Genomic DNA, 14,284 nt, shown 5'->3' with positions numbered 1-14,284 from the left:
GGAACAGCTTAGCGTGATTTTTCGATTCAAAACAGGAAAGTTATGGTTCTTTATTTATTGCTTTATGCTGCTTGTTCCATCATTCATTATTTCCAGTGATGGTTTTTTCAAAGCATTATATCCGCTTATTTTTTTCGTTTTTTTAATTTATCATTACCGCCGTTTTTTCTGGCTTAGCTTACCTATTTACCTTCTAACTCCTTTTGCACTTTATTACGAAATTACCTATAACGCCCCAACTGAAATTTCAGTATGGCTTACAATTTTGGGAAGTTCCACAACTGAAGGCAGAGTCTATTTATCGACATTAGATATTCCTTTAGCAATTGGTTTGATTATTGCCTATATCACTCCTTTGGCTTTCTTTTATCATTTTATTCCAAATCAAAGACTAAACACTCCAATATGGGTACGTATTTTAGCTTTATGTCTTATTTTTTCGCCAATTCAACGCTACCTTAAAGCACCTGATCATCAGCAAGGTTTCCTAAATGTATATCGTCATTTTAAACAATCTTATCCTTTAAATTTAGTGCTCGGTTTACCAGCAGCGAGCCTTGAAGTAAATCGTGTAAAAGACTTCATAGCCACACAAAACGAAATTGAGTGCACACAAGTTAAAGAAACTCGACCTACCATTACAGTATTGGTTATTGGGGAAAGTGCTCGACGCGATCGTTTAAGTTTATTTGGCTATACCAAAAATAATACAACACCATATCTAGCAAAATATAAGAAAGATTTATGGTTATTTAATAATACGATTTCAGGTTCTTATATGACCAGTAAGTCCGTACCAACCTTACTAACAGGAAAGCTCAACGGAACTGATAATTTAAGTCCTTCTATTGTAAATGCGTTCAATGCAGCAGGCTACAAAACTTATTGGTTTAGCGCACAAGCTCAATATGGAGAATATGATTCTCTTGTCTCAGCATATGCATCTTCTGCTCAAGAAACCCAATTTTTGACGCAACATTCATATTCAGCATCACTTGAAACGCATTACGATGAAGAGCTACTCAAATCATTTGACCGAGCTTTAGCAGAAAAAAAACATCATAAATTCATTGTTTTACACCTTTACGGCTCACATGCAGATTTTACAAAACGCTATCCACCGCAATTTAATAAATTTAAAGATACCTATGACAATACGGTACTTTATACAGATTACTTGCTCAACGAAGTCATTCAAAAATTAAAAGCAACTAATCTAGATGCCAACTTAATTTATACATCTGACCATGGATTAAACCTTGGAGAATGTAAAGAAAATAGCTCACTGCATTTAGACATGAAAAATAATTTTGATGTCCCTTTAATTATGTGGAGTTCGAACTCATGGAAGCAACATCATCCAGAAATGGCGAGTACTCTTTCCAAAGAACAAAGCAATCCTATAAGTTCAATTAATATATTACCTACAGTTTTAGATATGCGAGGAATTCACTGTAAAAATATTTCTCAAGACAGATCATTATTTAATGCAAAGTTCAAAACATATCCAAGAGAAATTTTAGCAACATCAGAAACGGTCAACTATGATAAAGGTCATGACGATAGCCAATGTCATTTAGTGAGCTGATGCACGACCCGATCCGCTTCCTGTAGGAGCTGTCCTTCAGGAAGCAAGTTTATGTCAGATACATTCGCTATAAATTTTTTCTCTAGCAGCACATCAACCGAATTGGTAATACGGTCTTGTTTGATTCTATCCATTGCAATCACAGCGACTCGGCAACCCGCAGTAAGTGCCTCATAAATCATAGAAACACTATCTTCTGTTACCCACACCGCTTCTGCTTTTTGCATTTCCTCAAAAATCCAGCCCTGAGGGGTTTGCTCAACTGGACATATCTGTAAATACTTGGCGAAGCTTTGCTGTCTTAAAATATCGATAAATTCTGCAGGGGTACGACGTGAGGTCGTTAAAATAATTTCAGCGTTTGGATTATGCTCAACTATTTGTTGAACACTCAATAATACTTTTTCTTGGTTCCATTGATGTCGTTTAGATGAACCACCCAATGCAATTAAAATTCTGGCTTTTTGATGGCGGTTTTCATTACAAATTGGATTGAGTGCACCACGAGTAACAATAACGCGGCTATTTGCTGGAATACCATCGTGCTCGGGAATTACGGCATAGTCAAACCAAGCTATCGGCAAATTCGGCTTCATTAAGATAACGGTCTTGGCCTTTTTGAAAATTTTGCCTAACAACCAGACACGAAAGTGCGTATGGCTCCCGACCCCAAATATAAAATCGGGCACTTGTTTAAACAAAGTTTTTTTTGAAGAGAAAAATGTATTAATTAAAGAAAAAATAGGCAAATCATGAATGGAAACTTCTTCAAATGTTGCATTTGCCTGCTGTCTTTGCATCGCCTGAAATAAACCTAAAGCCTGTGAGCGATGCCCTGCTTTACCATCAGAGACATAGACAATATGCATAAAAGCTCCCTAACCCAAAAATAAAAAGGCGAAACTAAAGTTCGCCTTTTTATGTTAACGGATTAACTTATTTTACGTAAGTTAACCAGTGTTCATATTTCGGATTTCTACCTTGAACTGCATCAAAGTAAGTTTTTTGGATTTCAGTGGTAATTGGGCCACGGGTACCCGAACCGATTGGACGGTCATCATATTCACGAATTGGTGTTACTTCAGCAGCAGTACCTGTGAAGAATGCTTCGTCTGCGATATAGAATTCGTCACGTGTAATACGGCGCTCAACAACTTGATAACCAAGATCTCTAGCGATTGTCATTACAGTTTGACGTGTGATACCGTCAAGTGCACCGCCAGCGATATCTGGAGTGTGTAAAACGCCATCTTTAATCAAGAATACGTTTTCACCAGAACCTTGGCATACATAACCTTGTGGGTCCATGAGCATTGCTTCATCGTAACCAGAGTGTGCAACTTCTTGGTGAGCAAGAATTGACAACGTGTAGTTACCAGATGCTTTTGCTTTACACATAGTCACGTTTGGATGATGGTGAGTAAATGATGAAGTTTTAACGCGAATACCTTTAGCCATCGCTTCATCACCAAGGTATGCACCCCACGCCCATGCAGCAACAGCGGCATGAATGGTGTTATTTGTTGCTGCAATACCTAGTTTCTCTGAACCGATCCAGATTAATGGGCGTAAATAGCAAGAAGCTAATTTATTTTCACGAACAACATCAATTTGTGCTTGTTCAAGCGTTGCTTGATCATACGGCACTTTCATTTGATAAATTTTTGCTGAATTTAACAAACGTTTTGTGTGGTCTTGAAGACGGAAAATGGCGGTACCTTTAGGCGTTTCATAAGCACGAACACCCTCAAATACGCCCATACTGTAGTGTAATGTATGGGTTAAAACGTGAATCTTTGCATCACGCCAATCAATTAATTTTCCATCTTGCCAAATAAAACCATCACGATCAGCCAAATTCATGGAACACTCCAAATTGTTATAAAATCATTCACTATCCAACTCAACCGAGGCGGTTGGGTCTATTAATCTTTGCCATAAATTGCAAACGACCGCACGGGTACTACGCCAGTCCGCTGCGCTGACTTGCATGGATTGATTTGCAAGGGCTAAGCGGTGGCTTTCGGCACGTTCACTAAGATAGGCTCGAATTAATGCTGTGGCATCTTCACTGGATAAGCAGTCTGCTTTAGCAGCATCTTCTAATATTCTTACATTATCAGAATAATGGGCGAGATCGGGTTTCGTCCCGCTCCATGCAAGTACAGCATACTGTGCCATAAATTCGATATCTACGATACCACCTGCGTCCTGTTTTAAATGAAAAATACCATGTTTTTTTTGTTCAGAAGACGAACCTAGGTGGTCTTTCATTTTCTGACGCATTTTCAACACTTCCTCACGAACATAAGCCTCATCTCTAGATTGAGTCAATATCTCGCGGCGAAATATTTCAAATTTTTGGCAAAGCGTTTCATCACCAGCGATAGAGCGTGCTCGAACGAGTGCTTGGTGCTCCCAAAGCCATGCACTTTTCAACTGATAATGTTCATAGGCTTTCAGACTGGTCACTAATAAACCAGCCTCACCAGAAGGTCTTAAGCGTGTATCAATTTCATAGACACGACCATCAAGCGTTTGAGTGGTCATGAGGGACATGAACTTTTGAGCAACACGCATAGCAAACTCAAAGCCACTAATTGACTTCGTTCCATCGGTGTCAGCTTGTTCATCTAGATAATGGATAAAGACAAGGTCTAAGTCAGAACCATAGCCCAGTTCAATGCCACCCACTTTGCCATAACCAATGACAGCAAAGGCTTTGTAGTCGAGTGAGCAGCGCTTTCCTTCAACATCCTTTGGGTAACCATGGCGCTTCGCCACAGTTTGATAAGCTAAATGTAGGGTTGCATTAACACTCACTTCAGCAATATCGGTTAGTGCATCAGATACCTTCATAAGAGGGCTTTCAGCTAATACATCACTTGCAGCAACTGTGAGCACGTTGCTCTTTTTAAATAGGCGAAGTACTCGCATTTGGTCTTCGACTTGATCAATTTCAATACGAAGTAACTGCTGGCGTAATGAGTCTTCCAAGTCCTTACGTTTTGGTAACTCAAAATCCATCGATAAAAACTCATCCAGCAGCACCGGATATTGCGTTAGTTCTTCACAAATCCACGGGCTTACCGTCGCCATTTTCACTAAGCGTTGCAATGCCCCTTTACTTTCAATCAGCATTACCAAATATACGGTTCGACGCATGACCGATTCAATGAGCGGCATTAAACGTAACAGTGCAGTTTGCGGTTGATCTGACTGCAAGATCGCTTCAATCAAGTGAGGCCAGAACGTTTTTAAACGCTGCACCGCATTTGAAGGAAGTTTTTTAAGTGCATGTCCATGCCAAAATTCATGAATCAAATTTTTCGCATTATCATCTAGCACTTCATCTAGTTGTTGTTCTAACTGACCAAAATTTTCAGTTGCAGCATTAGAACTTGTATCCTCAATCAGTTGTTTAAATTGAACTTTAACTTTTTGACGTTTCTCGTCAAGAACATTAATAAATTCATTCCAGCTAACAAAACCCAATGTATCTATAATGCGTTGTCTTAGATCAACTTCTTCTGGCAATAGCTGAGTTTGCTGGTCATTGAGCGCTTGAATCGCATGTTCAACACGGCGTAAAAACAAGTAAGCATCTTTAAGCTCGAATACCGCCTGCTTTTCTAACAAGCCCGCTTCGCCAATGTGCTCTAAACTAACTAAACACTGACGATCTTGCAGCTCACGTTTAGATCCGCCGTAAATAAGCTGGAAGACCTGAACAATAAACTCAATTTCGCGAATCCCCCCCGCCCCGAGTTTAATGTCATCCTCAATATGTCGGCGCAGGACTTCACGCTCAATCATGGCTTTCATATCACGCATAGCGGCAAAAGCGGTGTAATCAACATAACGACGGAACACAAAAGGACGTGTCATTTCTAACAAGTCTTGCCCTTCTTTGCCACCAGTCACAACACGGGCTTTAATCCACGCATAGCGTTCCCACTCACGACCATGCTGACTTAAATATTTTTCTAAAGCGGCATGACTAATCGCTAAGGCAGAGCCATCGCCCCAAGGGCGTAGACGCATGTCTACTCGAAATACAAAACCTTCGGCAGTAATATGCTCAAGCAAATAAATAAGTTTTTGTCCCCACAAAATACAGAATTGCTGTACATCTATGCATTTTCGGCCATTGGTTTCACCTTGTTCATCAAAGGCAAAAATCAGGTCAATATCACTCGATAAGTTAAGCTCTTGCGCCCCAAGTTTCCCCATGGCAACCACAATTAAATCTTGAACTTTGCCAGAGTAGCCCACAGGTTCACCATGTTTCGCCACAAGTGCAACACGTGCAAAGTCTTTTGCTGCACAAATACTAGCATCGGCAAAGTCAGAAAGTTCACGAGTGAGTGTCACAACATCGGTAAGCTGATTGGCATCCTGCCAAATCCAACGAAACATTAAACGACTACGTAAAATGCGTAATCCACGCATCCAAGATATTTCGTCAGCAATTCCATTTAATGTAGTTTGGACAAATTGATAAATCTGTTCGGTCGAGAGCGGTGCAGCAAATTGATCTATTTGATAATCTTTTTCTAAAACAGCTTGATGCAAACCTAAAACTTGTTCAGCGTACTGACTAGCACGCAATGTTTTTTGTAACTGCTCCGCATTCATATAAAAAGCTCTTTTCCTCGTACTCTCTTTTTAGTTATAGCAGTTCGAGTAGTGGTAGGAAAAGGGATTAGACTAATTTTGCTTCTGGTGAAGAATGATGGTCGGTTAGTGCATCATGACTTTCTTGAGCAGAAGGTAGTAAAACCTTAAATGTTGTTCCTACGCCCTCTTTGGAACCAACATTAATTTGCCCTTGGTTAATTTCAATAAAACGCTTACAAAGGCTTAAACCTAGACCAGCGCCTTTCTCGCCTGCCGTACCTTTAAAGCTGGCTGTAATACGTGGATGGAACAAATTTTTGATTTGTTGTTCTGTCATACCCAAACCAGTGTCTCGAACTGTTATTTCTATATTTTTATCAGCTTGTCTAGCTTCTATAAAAACTTTGCCTGAGCCATCAATATCGGTAAATTTCAACGCGTTTGATACCAAGTTTTGAATCACAGAAGTCATCATATTAATATCAGCATAGATTTTTAAATCTTCTGGAACATCATTTACCAGTTCAATATTTTTCTTTATCGCTAAGGTACGCAGTACATCACAAACAATATTACTCACTTGTCTCAGCTTAAAGTTAATTGGGTGATATACAAAACGTCCACCCTCTGCCATGGCCCATGTCAGTAAACTTTCAAGCAAGTTATAGGTCGATTGTGAGGTTTCATATAAATAATCTGCAATATTTTGAATACTAGATTCATCTAAAGTCTCGCGCTCTTTGGCAAGTACCTCGGAAAACCCAAGTAACCCATGAAACGGCGCACGTAAGTCATGCGAAATAATCGAGAAAAATTTTGTTTTACTTGAATTAATTGCCACCTGTTGTTCGTAAAGTTCGTTTAACTCTTCATAGTTAAACTTCAACTCAACCTGTTGCATAAACGTAGAGCAATAATCGAGCAGCAGTTGAATATCATCATCTTCAAAGGTAGCTGCATCATCATCAAAAAAGACAGCAAAGCCCATCGAAGTCTTATCGGGATGTAAAAGATGTACAGCCAATGCTCTACTGCACTCGATGTTTAGTTCTTTTAAATAGTTGGTTAAGTTTTGATAGGAAGGATGCAGATGATTAATGATCTGTTGTTTAGCAAAGCACTGTTTCAAATGTTTCGAAGGCTTAAACGAAATTGCAGTTATACCTTCAGGGCAACGGTGCCAAAAGTAAGGTTCCTGATTAAAAGTTAATAAGGCTTTTTGACACTTCAACAGACGAAGACTAAATCGGAAAAATTGCTCGATATAGTTCTGCTCGGCATTTAATCCAAGTAATAGTGATATTCTACAAGCACTTAACTGCTCGATCTGATGTAGTTCTAAACGCTGGAATGTCATTTGCCCGCCTCACAGATTTTGTCGTTGTTGGTCGGAACCGCTTTCAAGAAATGTACTTATAATCATTATGATCTAATACAAACTTTAACACAGTACATAAAAAGAGCAACGTTCTTTTCAAAATAGAAATGTGAAGTTTCAATTAAAGGTTTTCAGATACATAAAGTGGGTATGCTTGAGAAAAATACAACAAATGTTTGAAGCTAGAGAGTTGTAAGATGTTAGAAATGCGAGTTCAGAATTTTTAAAAGCTGATTAAAAGTATTGTTTAAAAAAAGGCCAATAAACTGGCCTTTTTCAGATTACTATTTATATTATTAATTTAACTATCTTGTACATTATAACCATACTGTTGAATGCCAGCTCCCATGTCTCCAGTGTAGTTATGGCATGCTTGCATATAAGTTTCGGCATCTGACCATAATACTCCGGGCACCACAGAATCATTTAAAGGTATTATTGTTACCTCGTCTTCAATCTGTAATGTTGGCTTAGTGATAGAGCATTGAATCTGGATTTTATGAGCTTCATGGTTCCATTCTATTTTTTTAGCATCCCAGCCTCGACTACCACCTACAACTGTTAACTCAATATTTGATTCAGTAGGTGTTTGCTTTATTAACTTGAACTCCATAACCCGCATAATTGAACATGGATCATGATAACAAGATTCAAGTTTTGCCCCCTTCTGTACACCAGAGAAATTAAATGTTGTCGATGGTTCTATCATTTGTGGAGTTTCAGATTCTGGTATTTTTTCTACTGTGGGAATTGTTGTTGGCTCTAGTTTTTGTTTAGACTTTATCTCATCCATCGGCAAAACAATCTTTTTTATTTTCCAGCTTAAACCATCACGCTCCATAATGATTTTTACATCCGAACCATTCTCTTTATTTTTAAAAGTTACCTCAAACATACTTATTGATAAATACCGAGTTCTGTATTCTATCTTTGAGATATCTGTTCGTTCTTTAGGCGTATCCTCTCTATTACCAGATAAACTTTTTTTAAGATCCTTCCCTTGTAGCATCAAGGTCATACCTTCAGGTGTTACTGCCGCATCGACCATCTTTTCGGCCAAAGTTGAAACCATCATTGCACCTAAAGCTTCCCAACCATTTGCTTCTTTAGTTGTGATCTCTTTTAACATATAAGCATTCATCTGATCTTTCAGACTTTGGCGTACGCTTGTATAGTCAATATAAGCAGAAACCTTTTCACTATCATTATCTTTCAATGCATTCTTAATACTATTTAAGATGATATAAGGCGAAGCGTATAAATATCCAAAAATCAAAATGATTAATCCGAAGATTACCCCTATCATTTTTTTATTCATAATTTACTCTCTAATTGTAAAATAATAAGTAGAAAAATAATCCTACCTAAATCATATACATTATCTTGTCTTTTATATTTTAATCAAAATTTACAGCTCAAGACTTTGAATGAAGGACAGATCTATTTATTCCACCAAAATTATTGATCATCACTTATTTTCACAAATCGGCTCCCAAATGAAATTTCATAAGAGATCTAAACTTTCTATAAATTAAGAATTAATAATAAAAGATAAAATTATAATTGATAGGCAGTTATTTTAACCCAACAAAAAACCCCTAAGCCATTAGCTTAGGGGTTTTCGTAGAATCTTACGATTCTGAATATGGTCCCGAGGGTCGGACTCGAACCGACACGTCATCTCTGACAGCGGATTTTGAGTCCGCCGCGTCTACCAATTTCACCACCTCGGGAGAGGAAGTATGTTTGTGTTGCGTATATTAGCGCGTTTGTAAAACTTGTCAAACCCTAAGTGAATATTATCGTTCACTTTTAGATCATTTAAACATTTTTCATGATTTAGGCCAGAACCACAGCCATAAAAAAGCGAAAAAGTTTATACTAGGCCCAATTTTTGCGGTGTTTTTTCTCAAATATGCAACTGTCTGACTTTTCCTTTGAATTACCCGATGAACTTATTGCCCGTTATCCTCTTGAATCACGTAGTGCTTCACGGTTATTGCACCTAGATTCAAAAGGTCAATATCACGATCACATGTTCACAGACATTATCGATCTGTTTGAAGAAGGTGATTTATTGGTGCTGAATGACACCAAAGTCATGAAAGCTCGACTTAAAGGAAAACGCTCGACAGGCGGTGCGATTGAGATTTTGGTTGAGCGTATGTTGAACCACACCACTGCGTATTGTCATATCAAATCGAGTAACTCGCCTAAAGCTGGTGCCGAGCTTTATGTAGGTGCAGATAATATTCCTGTGATTGTGCGTGGCCGTCACGAAAACTTATTTGTGGTTGAGTTTTCACGGCCAATTTTACCTGTACTTGAGCAATATGGTCAGTTACCTATTCCGCCTTACTTTAACCGTGAAGCAGAAGAAATTGACACTGAGCGCTATCAAACGGTTTTCCATAACCCTGAGAAAATTGCCAGTGTGGCTGCGCCAACTGCGAGCCTGCACTTTGATGAAGAGTTACTAGCAAAGTTAGAGCAAAAAAATGTTCAAAAATCTTTTGTGACTTTACACGTGGGTGCTGGCACATTTATGCCTGTACGCACTGATGACATTACCAATCATGTCATGCATAGTGAATGGTGCGACGTTCCTCAAGAAACCATTGATTTAATTTTGGCGACTAAAGCGCGCGGCAATAAAGTAATTGCTATCGGTACAACCGCAACACGTGCCTTAGAAAGTGCAGCTCAAGCACACGGCGGAAAAATCGCGGCTTGGACTGGTGACACGCAAATCTTTATCTATCCGGGCTATGAGTTCTGCATCGTAGATCGTTTAATTACCAACTTCCATTTGCCAGAGTCTACTCTGCTGATGTTGGTGTCAGCGCTTTCAAATCGAGATAATATTTTGGCTGCCTATGAACATGCAGTTAAAAGCCGCTATCGTTTCTTTAGTTATGGCGATGCAATGTTGGTTGATAAATTAGACGTTTAAAGACTAAGGCTGGGTTAAACCATATCGGTTAATGGAAAGGTTTAACCCAGCCCAAATACTCACAATAAAAAATAATGACTTTAGCTCTGTGAGTTGCAGAAATTTAGCAATGAAATCAGGCATCAACTTTTAAAGAAAAATTCTCAATTTAGAAATATTTAGTATTTATCTCTTTCAATTTAAAAGATAATCTAGAAATAGCTCTTTATGATAATGAACTCATTACTTCCATGCCAATCGATACTGTACAAGAAGCTCTTCATATAAGGCGTAAAAAAAATACACAGGTTTTTCGCAATATCGCTCGACTTTGGGATGCTGGACAAAAATCTCATTCAGCCCAAGATCTTTTAGATGCTTTACATCCATGGCGTGAAGATCATAACCTTCATTTTGTAAATGTACTGCCGTATTTGTTAGCTATTTGCAGTATTACGACTTTATTATTTGGATACTTTTTTCATCCTCATATTCAATATATTTTGAGTCTTTTATGGGCATTTCTAACTGGTTTTCTGGCCTATTTGCTCTATGAACCGCAAAAACCTCTAAGCGAAGTCATTCAATATTTAGAGCAGCGTATGACTGCTTTACGTTATGGCTTACAGTTTCAACACTTACCAGCTTATCTTCCAATTCAAGCCCAACCCATTTTAGTCTTGAGCCGACTAAAACAATATTTCCCATTGTTTAATCGAGGCAATGAAGCAAATGAAATTACAAAGTTTGCTTCAGTGACATGGAATGATGGCATTACAAATCATCAAGTCCTGCTATTTAAATATCACTATGTAAATAATTTACCTATTTTTCAAGATCAAAACAGCGATAAAAAAATAGTAAAAGAGATTCATAAAGATTTGTGGGGCGCTTTTATTTTTCAAATACCAGCCTTAGGTATTGCCGTAAGTAATCAACGTTCTCGCTTTTTTGCACCCTACTTAAGCGAATGGCAAAGTACTGACATTCTGATTAACCAAGAGCTCAATATTTTCGGTACTGACCAACACCAGTTAGCTAAAGAAATTAGCCCAAGTCTAACTTTAAAACTTCATGATTTTTTTCAACATTTTACCGGTGATTTAATTTATCATCATGAAGAGCAAATATTATGTTATCTCGGTGAGCAAGATCTTTTTCAAACCACCAGTAAACGTAGTGAAATTCATGATATTCCAGCATTACGTGGACATTTACGTACCATGACCATGCCGCAATATGAAAAATTTCAACAATTCATGCTTAATTTAATTAAATAAATCTCTCGTAGTACCGAACTAGCAACTTATTAAAAAAATAAGAAGTTAAAAGGCTCAACGAGGGAATAAAAATAAGAGGAGTGAAAATGAAAGGCTTATTCATTTTCTTGGGGATTTTCGTCGTACTGATTGCGTGGGGCATCCACATTCGTAACAACATTGTGCGTTATTTTAACGCGACCAAACGTGCTTGGGCAGAAGTTGCAAATTTCGAACGCCAAAAAGTAAAAACACTTGAAGCATTAGAAACTACTCTCAATCAATATACTCAGTTCGAGAAATCGACCTTAGAAAAAGTAACTGCTTTACGTCAGCAAATTCTAAGTTTAAATGTCGACCATACTGATATTGCTCAATTACAGCAGATTGAAAAAATGAGCAAAGAGCTGATCCGCAGCCTAAATGTCGTGGTTGAAAATTATCCTGAATTAAAAGCAGATACGCTCTATAGCAAAATGATGGATGATATTCAGGAACAAAACGAAAATGTTGGCGCTGCCATCAGCATTTTTAACCGCAACGTCGAAGTATTTAATAACCAGATTGAAGTGTTTCCAAATAATCTGATTAATACGATGACTTTATCTAAAAAAGCAATTCGCCCTTTTCGCGATAATTTGGCTACAGACAATTTTGACTACAAACCTAACTTTTAGTCTAAATAAATAAGTGTTCATTCAATCGGAAAATTGACCTATTTTATAGCCAGCTACATTTAGTAGTAGAACTACTTGGCAGAATCAAGGAAAATAGCCCTCTTATTTTTAGGGCTATTTGTGTTTTTAAATTGGTCTTCCTGTTTAAAAACTCATCATGTTATAGCCCTTATTTAGCAGCGAACTGTTTTTTCGCCCTTGCACTGCCCTACGGTATTGCTTGCTATTGTTCAGGATTTTTAGATGAAGTTTGAAAAATTAGGTCAGTCGGGTCGTGCCCGTCGTGGTCGTTTAACTTTAGAACATGGTGTTGTTGAAACACCTGTTTTTATGCCAGTGGGGACTTACGGTACAGTCAAAGGCATGTTGCCGCGTGATATCGAAGATATTCAGGCACAAATTATTTTAGGTAATACCTTCCATTTATATTTGCGTCCGGGCCTTGAAGTAATCAAGCAACACGGCGGATTGCACGACTTTATTAAATGGAATAAGCCAATTTTGACTGACTCTGGCGGCTTCCAAGTATTTAGTCTTGGCGCTATGCGTAAAATTAAGGAAGAAGGTGTTACTTTCCGCTCACCGATTGATGGTTCAAAAGTGTTTTTATCGCCTGAAATTTCAATGGAAATTCAGCATGTATTGAACTCTGACATCGTCATGATTTTTGATGAATGTACGCCTTATCCTGCTACACATGAAGAAGCACAAAAATCATTACAGCTTTCTTTGCGCTGGGCAAAACGTTGTAAAACGCATCACCATGATGAGCTTAAAAATAAAAATGCCTTATTTGGCATTATTCAAGGCGGCATGTATGAAGACTTACGTGATGAGTCTTTAAATGGCTTACTTGAAGTTGGTTTCGATGGTTATGCAATTGGTGGTTTATCTGTAGGTGAACCAAAAGAAGAGATGATCAAAGTTTTAGATTATCTTCCAAACAAAATGCCAGCGGACAAACCTCGTTACTTAATGGGCGTAGGTAAACCTGAAGACATCGTTGAAGCGGTGCGCCGTGGTGTCGATATGTTTGACTGCGTAATGCCGACTCGTAATGCACGTAATGGTCATTATTTTGTCACTGATGGTCTGGTACGTATTCGTAATAGTAAATATCGCCATGACCAAGGTCCTCTTGACCCACACTGCGATTGCTACACATGTAAGAACTTTACCCGTGCTTATCTGTTCCATCTTGAAAAATGTGGAGAGATGTTAGCGTCTATGCTCGGTACCATTCATAACTTACGTTATTACCAACGTTTAACTGAAGGTATGCGTGATGCATTAGATAATGGCACTTTTGATGAATTTGTTCAGGACTTTTATGCCCGCCGCGGATTAGAAGTTCCACCTTGCCCTGTCGATGAATAAGCGAGATTTGCGCTCAACCGCAAGACAAGGTAAATTGCAAAACGAATTAGGATTATGTCAGGTATCTGACTCATATTTTTTAACTTTAGGAAATTAAAATGAGCTTGTTCATTTCTACTGCACATGCAGCTCCAGCAGCAGCCCAAAGCCCGGGTCTTTTGCCAAACATTTTGATGATTGTTGTATTCGTTGCAATCTTCTATTTCTTAATCTGGCGCCCTCAAGCAAAACGTGCAAAAGAACACCGTTCTTTAATCGAAAGCTTAGGTGTAGGTAGCGAAGTTGTTTTTGCTGGTGGTTTAATGGGCAAAGTAACCAAACTTGAAGGTGACTATGCGGTTGTTGAACTTAACCGTGGTGTAGAAGTAAAAATTCAGCGTGCCAGCGTAATTTCTGTATTACCTGAAGGCACTCTAAATAACCTTTAATCATAAAACAGTCGTGCTTTAGCAC

Annotated in this window: 11 protein-coding genes and 1 tRNA gene; 6 read left to right on the top strand and 6 right to left on the bottom strand. The window is 38.3% G+C overall.

What is annotated here, in order from left to right; translation table 11 throughout:
* The first annotated feature begins 13 nt into the window (after positions 1-13).
* Positions 14-1,588 (top strand): sulfatase-like hydrolase/transferase, encoded by a 1,575-nt coding sequence (locus ABFY81_RS14360; RefSeq protein WP_347914027.1) that lies wholly within the window; start codon positions 14-16, stop codon positions 1,586-1,588.
* Here the strand turns inward: ABFY81_RS14360 and ABFY81_RS14355 are convergent.
* From ABFY81_RS14355 to ABFY81_RS14330, 6 genes are all read right to left on the bottom strand, one after another.
* A complete protein-coding gene (locus ABFY81_RS14355) occupies positions 1,573-2,457 on the bottom strand; it encodes an ELM1/GtrOC1 family putative glycosyltransferase (protein WP_347914026.1) in 885 nt (294 codons plus the stop codon). The genes ABFY81_RS14360 and ABFY81_RS14355 overlap by 16 nt on opposite strands.
* Positions 2,458-2,524: 67 nt before the next feature.
* Complete coding sequence (locus tag ABFY81_RS14350) at positions 2,525-3,451, bottom strand: branched-chain amino acid transaminase (protein WP_004705670.1); 927 nt, start codon at positions 3,449-3,451, stop codon at positions 2,525-2,527.
* A 24-nt stretch (positions 3,452-3,475) separates the two neighbouring features.
* Complete coding sequence (glnE, locus tag ABFY81_RS14345; protein ID WP_347914025.1) at positions 3,476-6,226, bottom strand: bifunctional [glutamate--ammonia ligase]-adenylyl-L-tyrosine phosphorylase/[glutamate--ammonia-ligase] adenylyltransferase; 2,751 nt, start codon at positions 6,224-6,226, stop codon at positions 3,476-3,478.
* Between the two features lie 67 nt (positions 6,227-6,293).
* Positions 6,294-7,565 (bottom strand): HAMP domain-containing sensor histidine kinase, encoded by a 1,272-nt coding sequence (locus tag ABFY81_RS14340; protein WP_216984529.1) that lies wholly within the window; start codon positions 7,563-7,565, stop codon positions 6,294-6,296.
* Between the two features lie 322 nt (positions 7,566-7,887).
* A complete protein-coding gene (locus tag ABFY81_RS14335) occupies positions 7,888-8,904 on the bottom strand; it encodes a DUF2939 domain-containing protein (protein ID WP_347914024.1) in 1,017 nt (338 codons plus the stop codon).
* A gap of 328 nt (positions 8,905-9,232) precedes the next feature.
* Positions 9,233-9,319: transfer RNA gene (locus ABFY81_RS14330), tRNA-Leu, on the bottom strand.
* Positions 9,320-9,501: 182 nt separating this feature from the next.
* Here ABFY81_RS14330 and queA point away from each other — a divergent pair.
* From queA to yajC, 5 genes are all read left to right on the top strand, one after another.
* Positions 9,502-10,539 (top strand): tRNA preQ1(34) S-adenosylmethionine ribosyltransferase-isomerase QueA, encoded by a 1,038-nt coding sequence (gene queA / locus ABFY81_RS14325; protein ID WP_347914023.1) that lies wholly within the window; start codon positions 9,502-9,504, stop codon positions 10,537-10,539.
* 230 nt (positions 10,540-10,769) lie between these two features.
* Positions 10,770-11,798 carry a hypothetical protein gene (locus ABFY81_RS14320; protein WP_347914022.1) on the top strand — a complete coding sequence of 343 codons (1,029 nt, stop codon included), beginning with the start codon at positions 10,770-10,772 and terminating at the stop codon, positions 11,796-11,798.
* 86 nt (positions 11,799-11,884) lie between these two features.
* A complete protein-coding gene (locus ABFY81_RS14315; RefSeq protein ID WP_086497531.1) occupies positions 11,885-12,454 on the top strand; it encodes a LemA family protein in 570 nt (189 codons plus the stop codon).
* A gap of 243 nt (positions 12,455-12,697) precedes the next feature.
* Positions 12,698-13,831: a tRNA guanosine(34) transglycosylase Tgt gene (tgt, locus tag ABFY81_RS14310; protein ID WP_004705660.1), complete on the top strand. Its 1,134-nt coding sequence runs from the start codon at positions 12,698-12,700 to the stop codon at positions 13,829-13,831.
* 98 nt (positions 13,832-13,929) lie between these two features.
* Complete coding sequence (gene yajC / locus ABFY81_RS14305) at positions 13,930-14,259, top strand: preprotein translocase subunit YajC (protein WP_000051669.1); 330 nt, start codon at positions 13,930-13,932, stop codon at positions 14,257-14,259.
* The last annotated feature ends 25 nt before the right edge of the window (positions 14,260-14,284 follow it).

Source organism: Acinetobacter sp. WA-87, assembly GCF_039938935.1.
GTDB classification, from domain to species: Bacteria; Pseudomonadota; Gammaproteobacteria; order Pseudomonadales; family Moraxellaceae; genus Acinetobacter; species Acinetobacter seifertii.
Note: the sequence above shows the minus strand (reverse complement) of the source record. Positions and strands in the feature narration are given on the sequence as shown.

Bases quoted from the DNA above. Each gene is read 5' to 3' on its own strand.
- ABFY81_RS14355 (WP_347914026.1), bottom strand. From the start codon at position 2,457: ATGCATATTGTCTATGTCTCTGATGGTAAAGCAGGGCATCGCTCACAG.
- ABFY81_RS14350 (WP_004705670.1), bottom strand. From the start codon at position 3,451: ATGAATTTGGCTGATCGTGATGGTTTTATTTGGCAAGATGGAAAATTA.
- glnE (WP_347914025.1), bottom strand. From the start codon at position 6,226: ATGAATGCGGAGCAGTTACAAAAAACATTGCGTGCTAGTCAGTACGCT.
- ABFY81_RS14340 (WP_216984529.1), bottom strand. From the start codon at position 7,565: ATGACATTCCAGCGTTTAGAACTACATCAGATCGAGCAGTTAAGTGCT.
- ABFY81_RS14335 (WP_347914024.1), bottom strand. From the start codon at position 8,904: ATGAATAAAAAAATGATAGGGGTAATCTTCGGATTAATCATTTTGATT.
- queA (WP_347914023.1), top strand. From the start codon at position 9,502: ATGCAACTGTCTGACTTTTCCTTTGAATTACCCGATGAACTTATTGCC.
- ABFY81_RS14320 (WP_347914022.1), top strand. From the start codon at position 10,770: ATGCCAATCGATACTGTACAAGAAGCTCTTCATATAAGGCGTAAAAAA.
- ABFY81_RS14315 (WP_086497531.1), top strand. From the start codon at position 11,885: ATGAAAGGCTTATTCATTTTCTTGGGGATTTTCGTCGTACTGATTGCG.
- tgt (WP_004705660.1), top strand. From the start codon at position 12,698: ATGAAGTTTGAAAAATTAGGTCAGTCGGGTCGTGCCCGTCGTGGTCGT.
- yajC (WP_000051669.1), top strand. From the start codon at position 13,930: ATGAGCTTGTTCATTTCTACTGCACATGCAGCTCCAGCAGCAGCCCAA.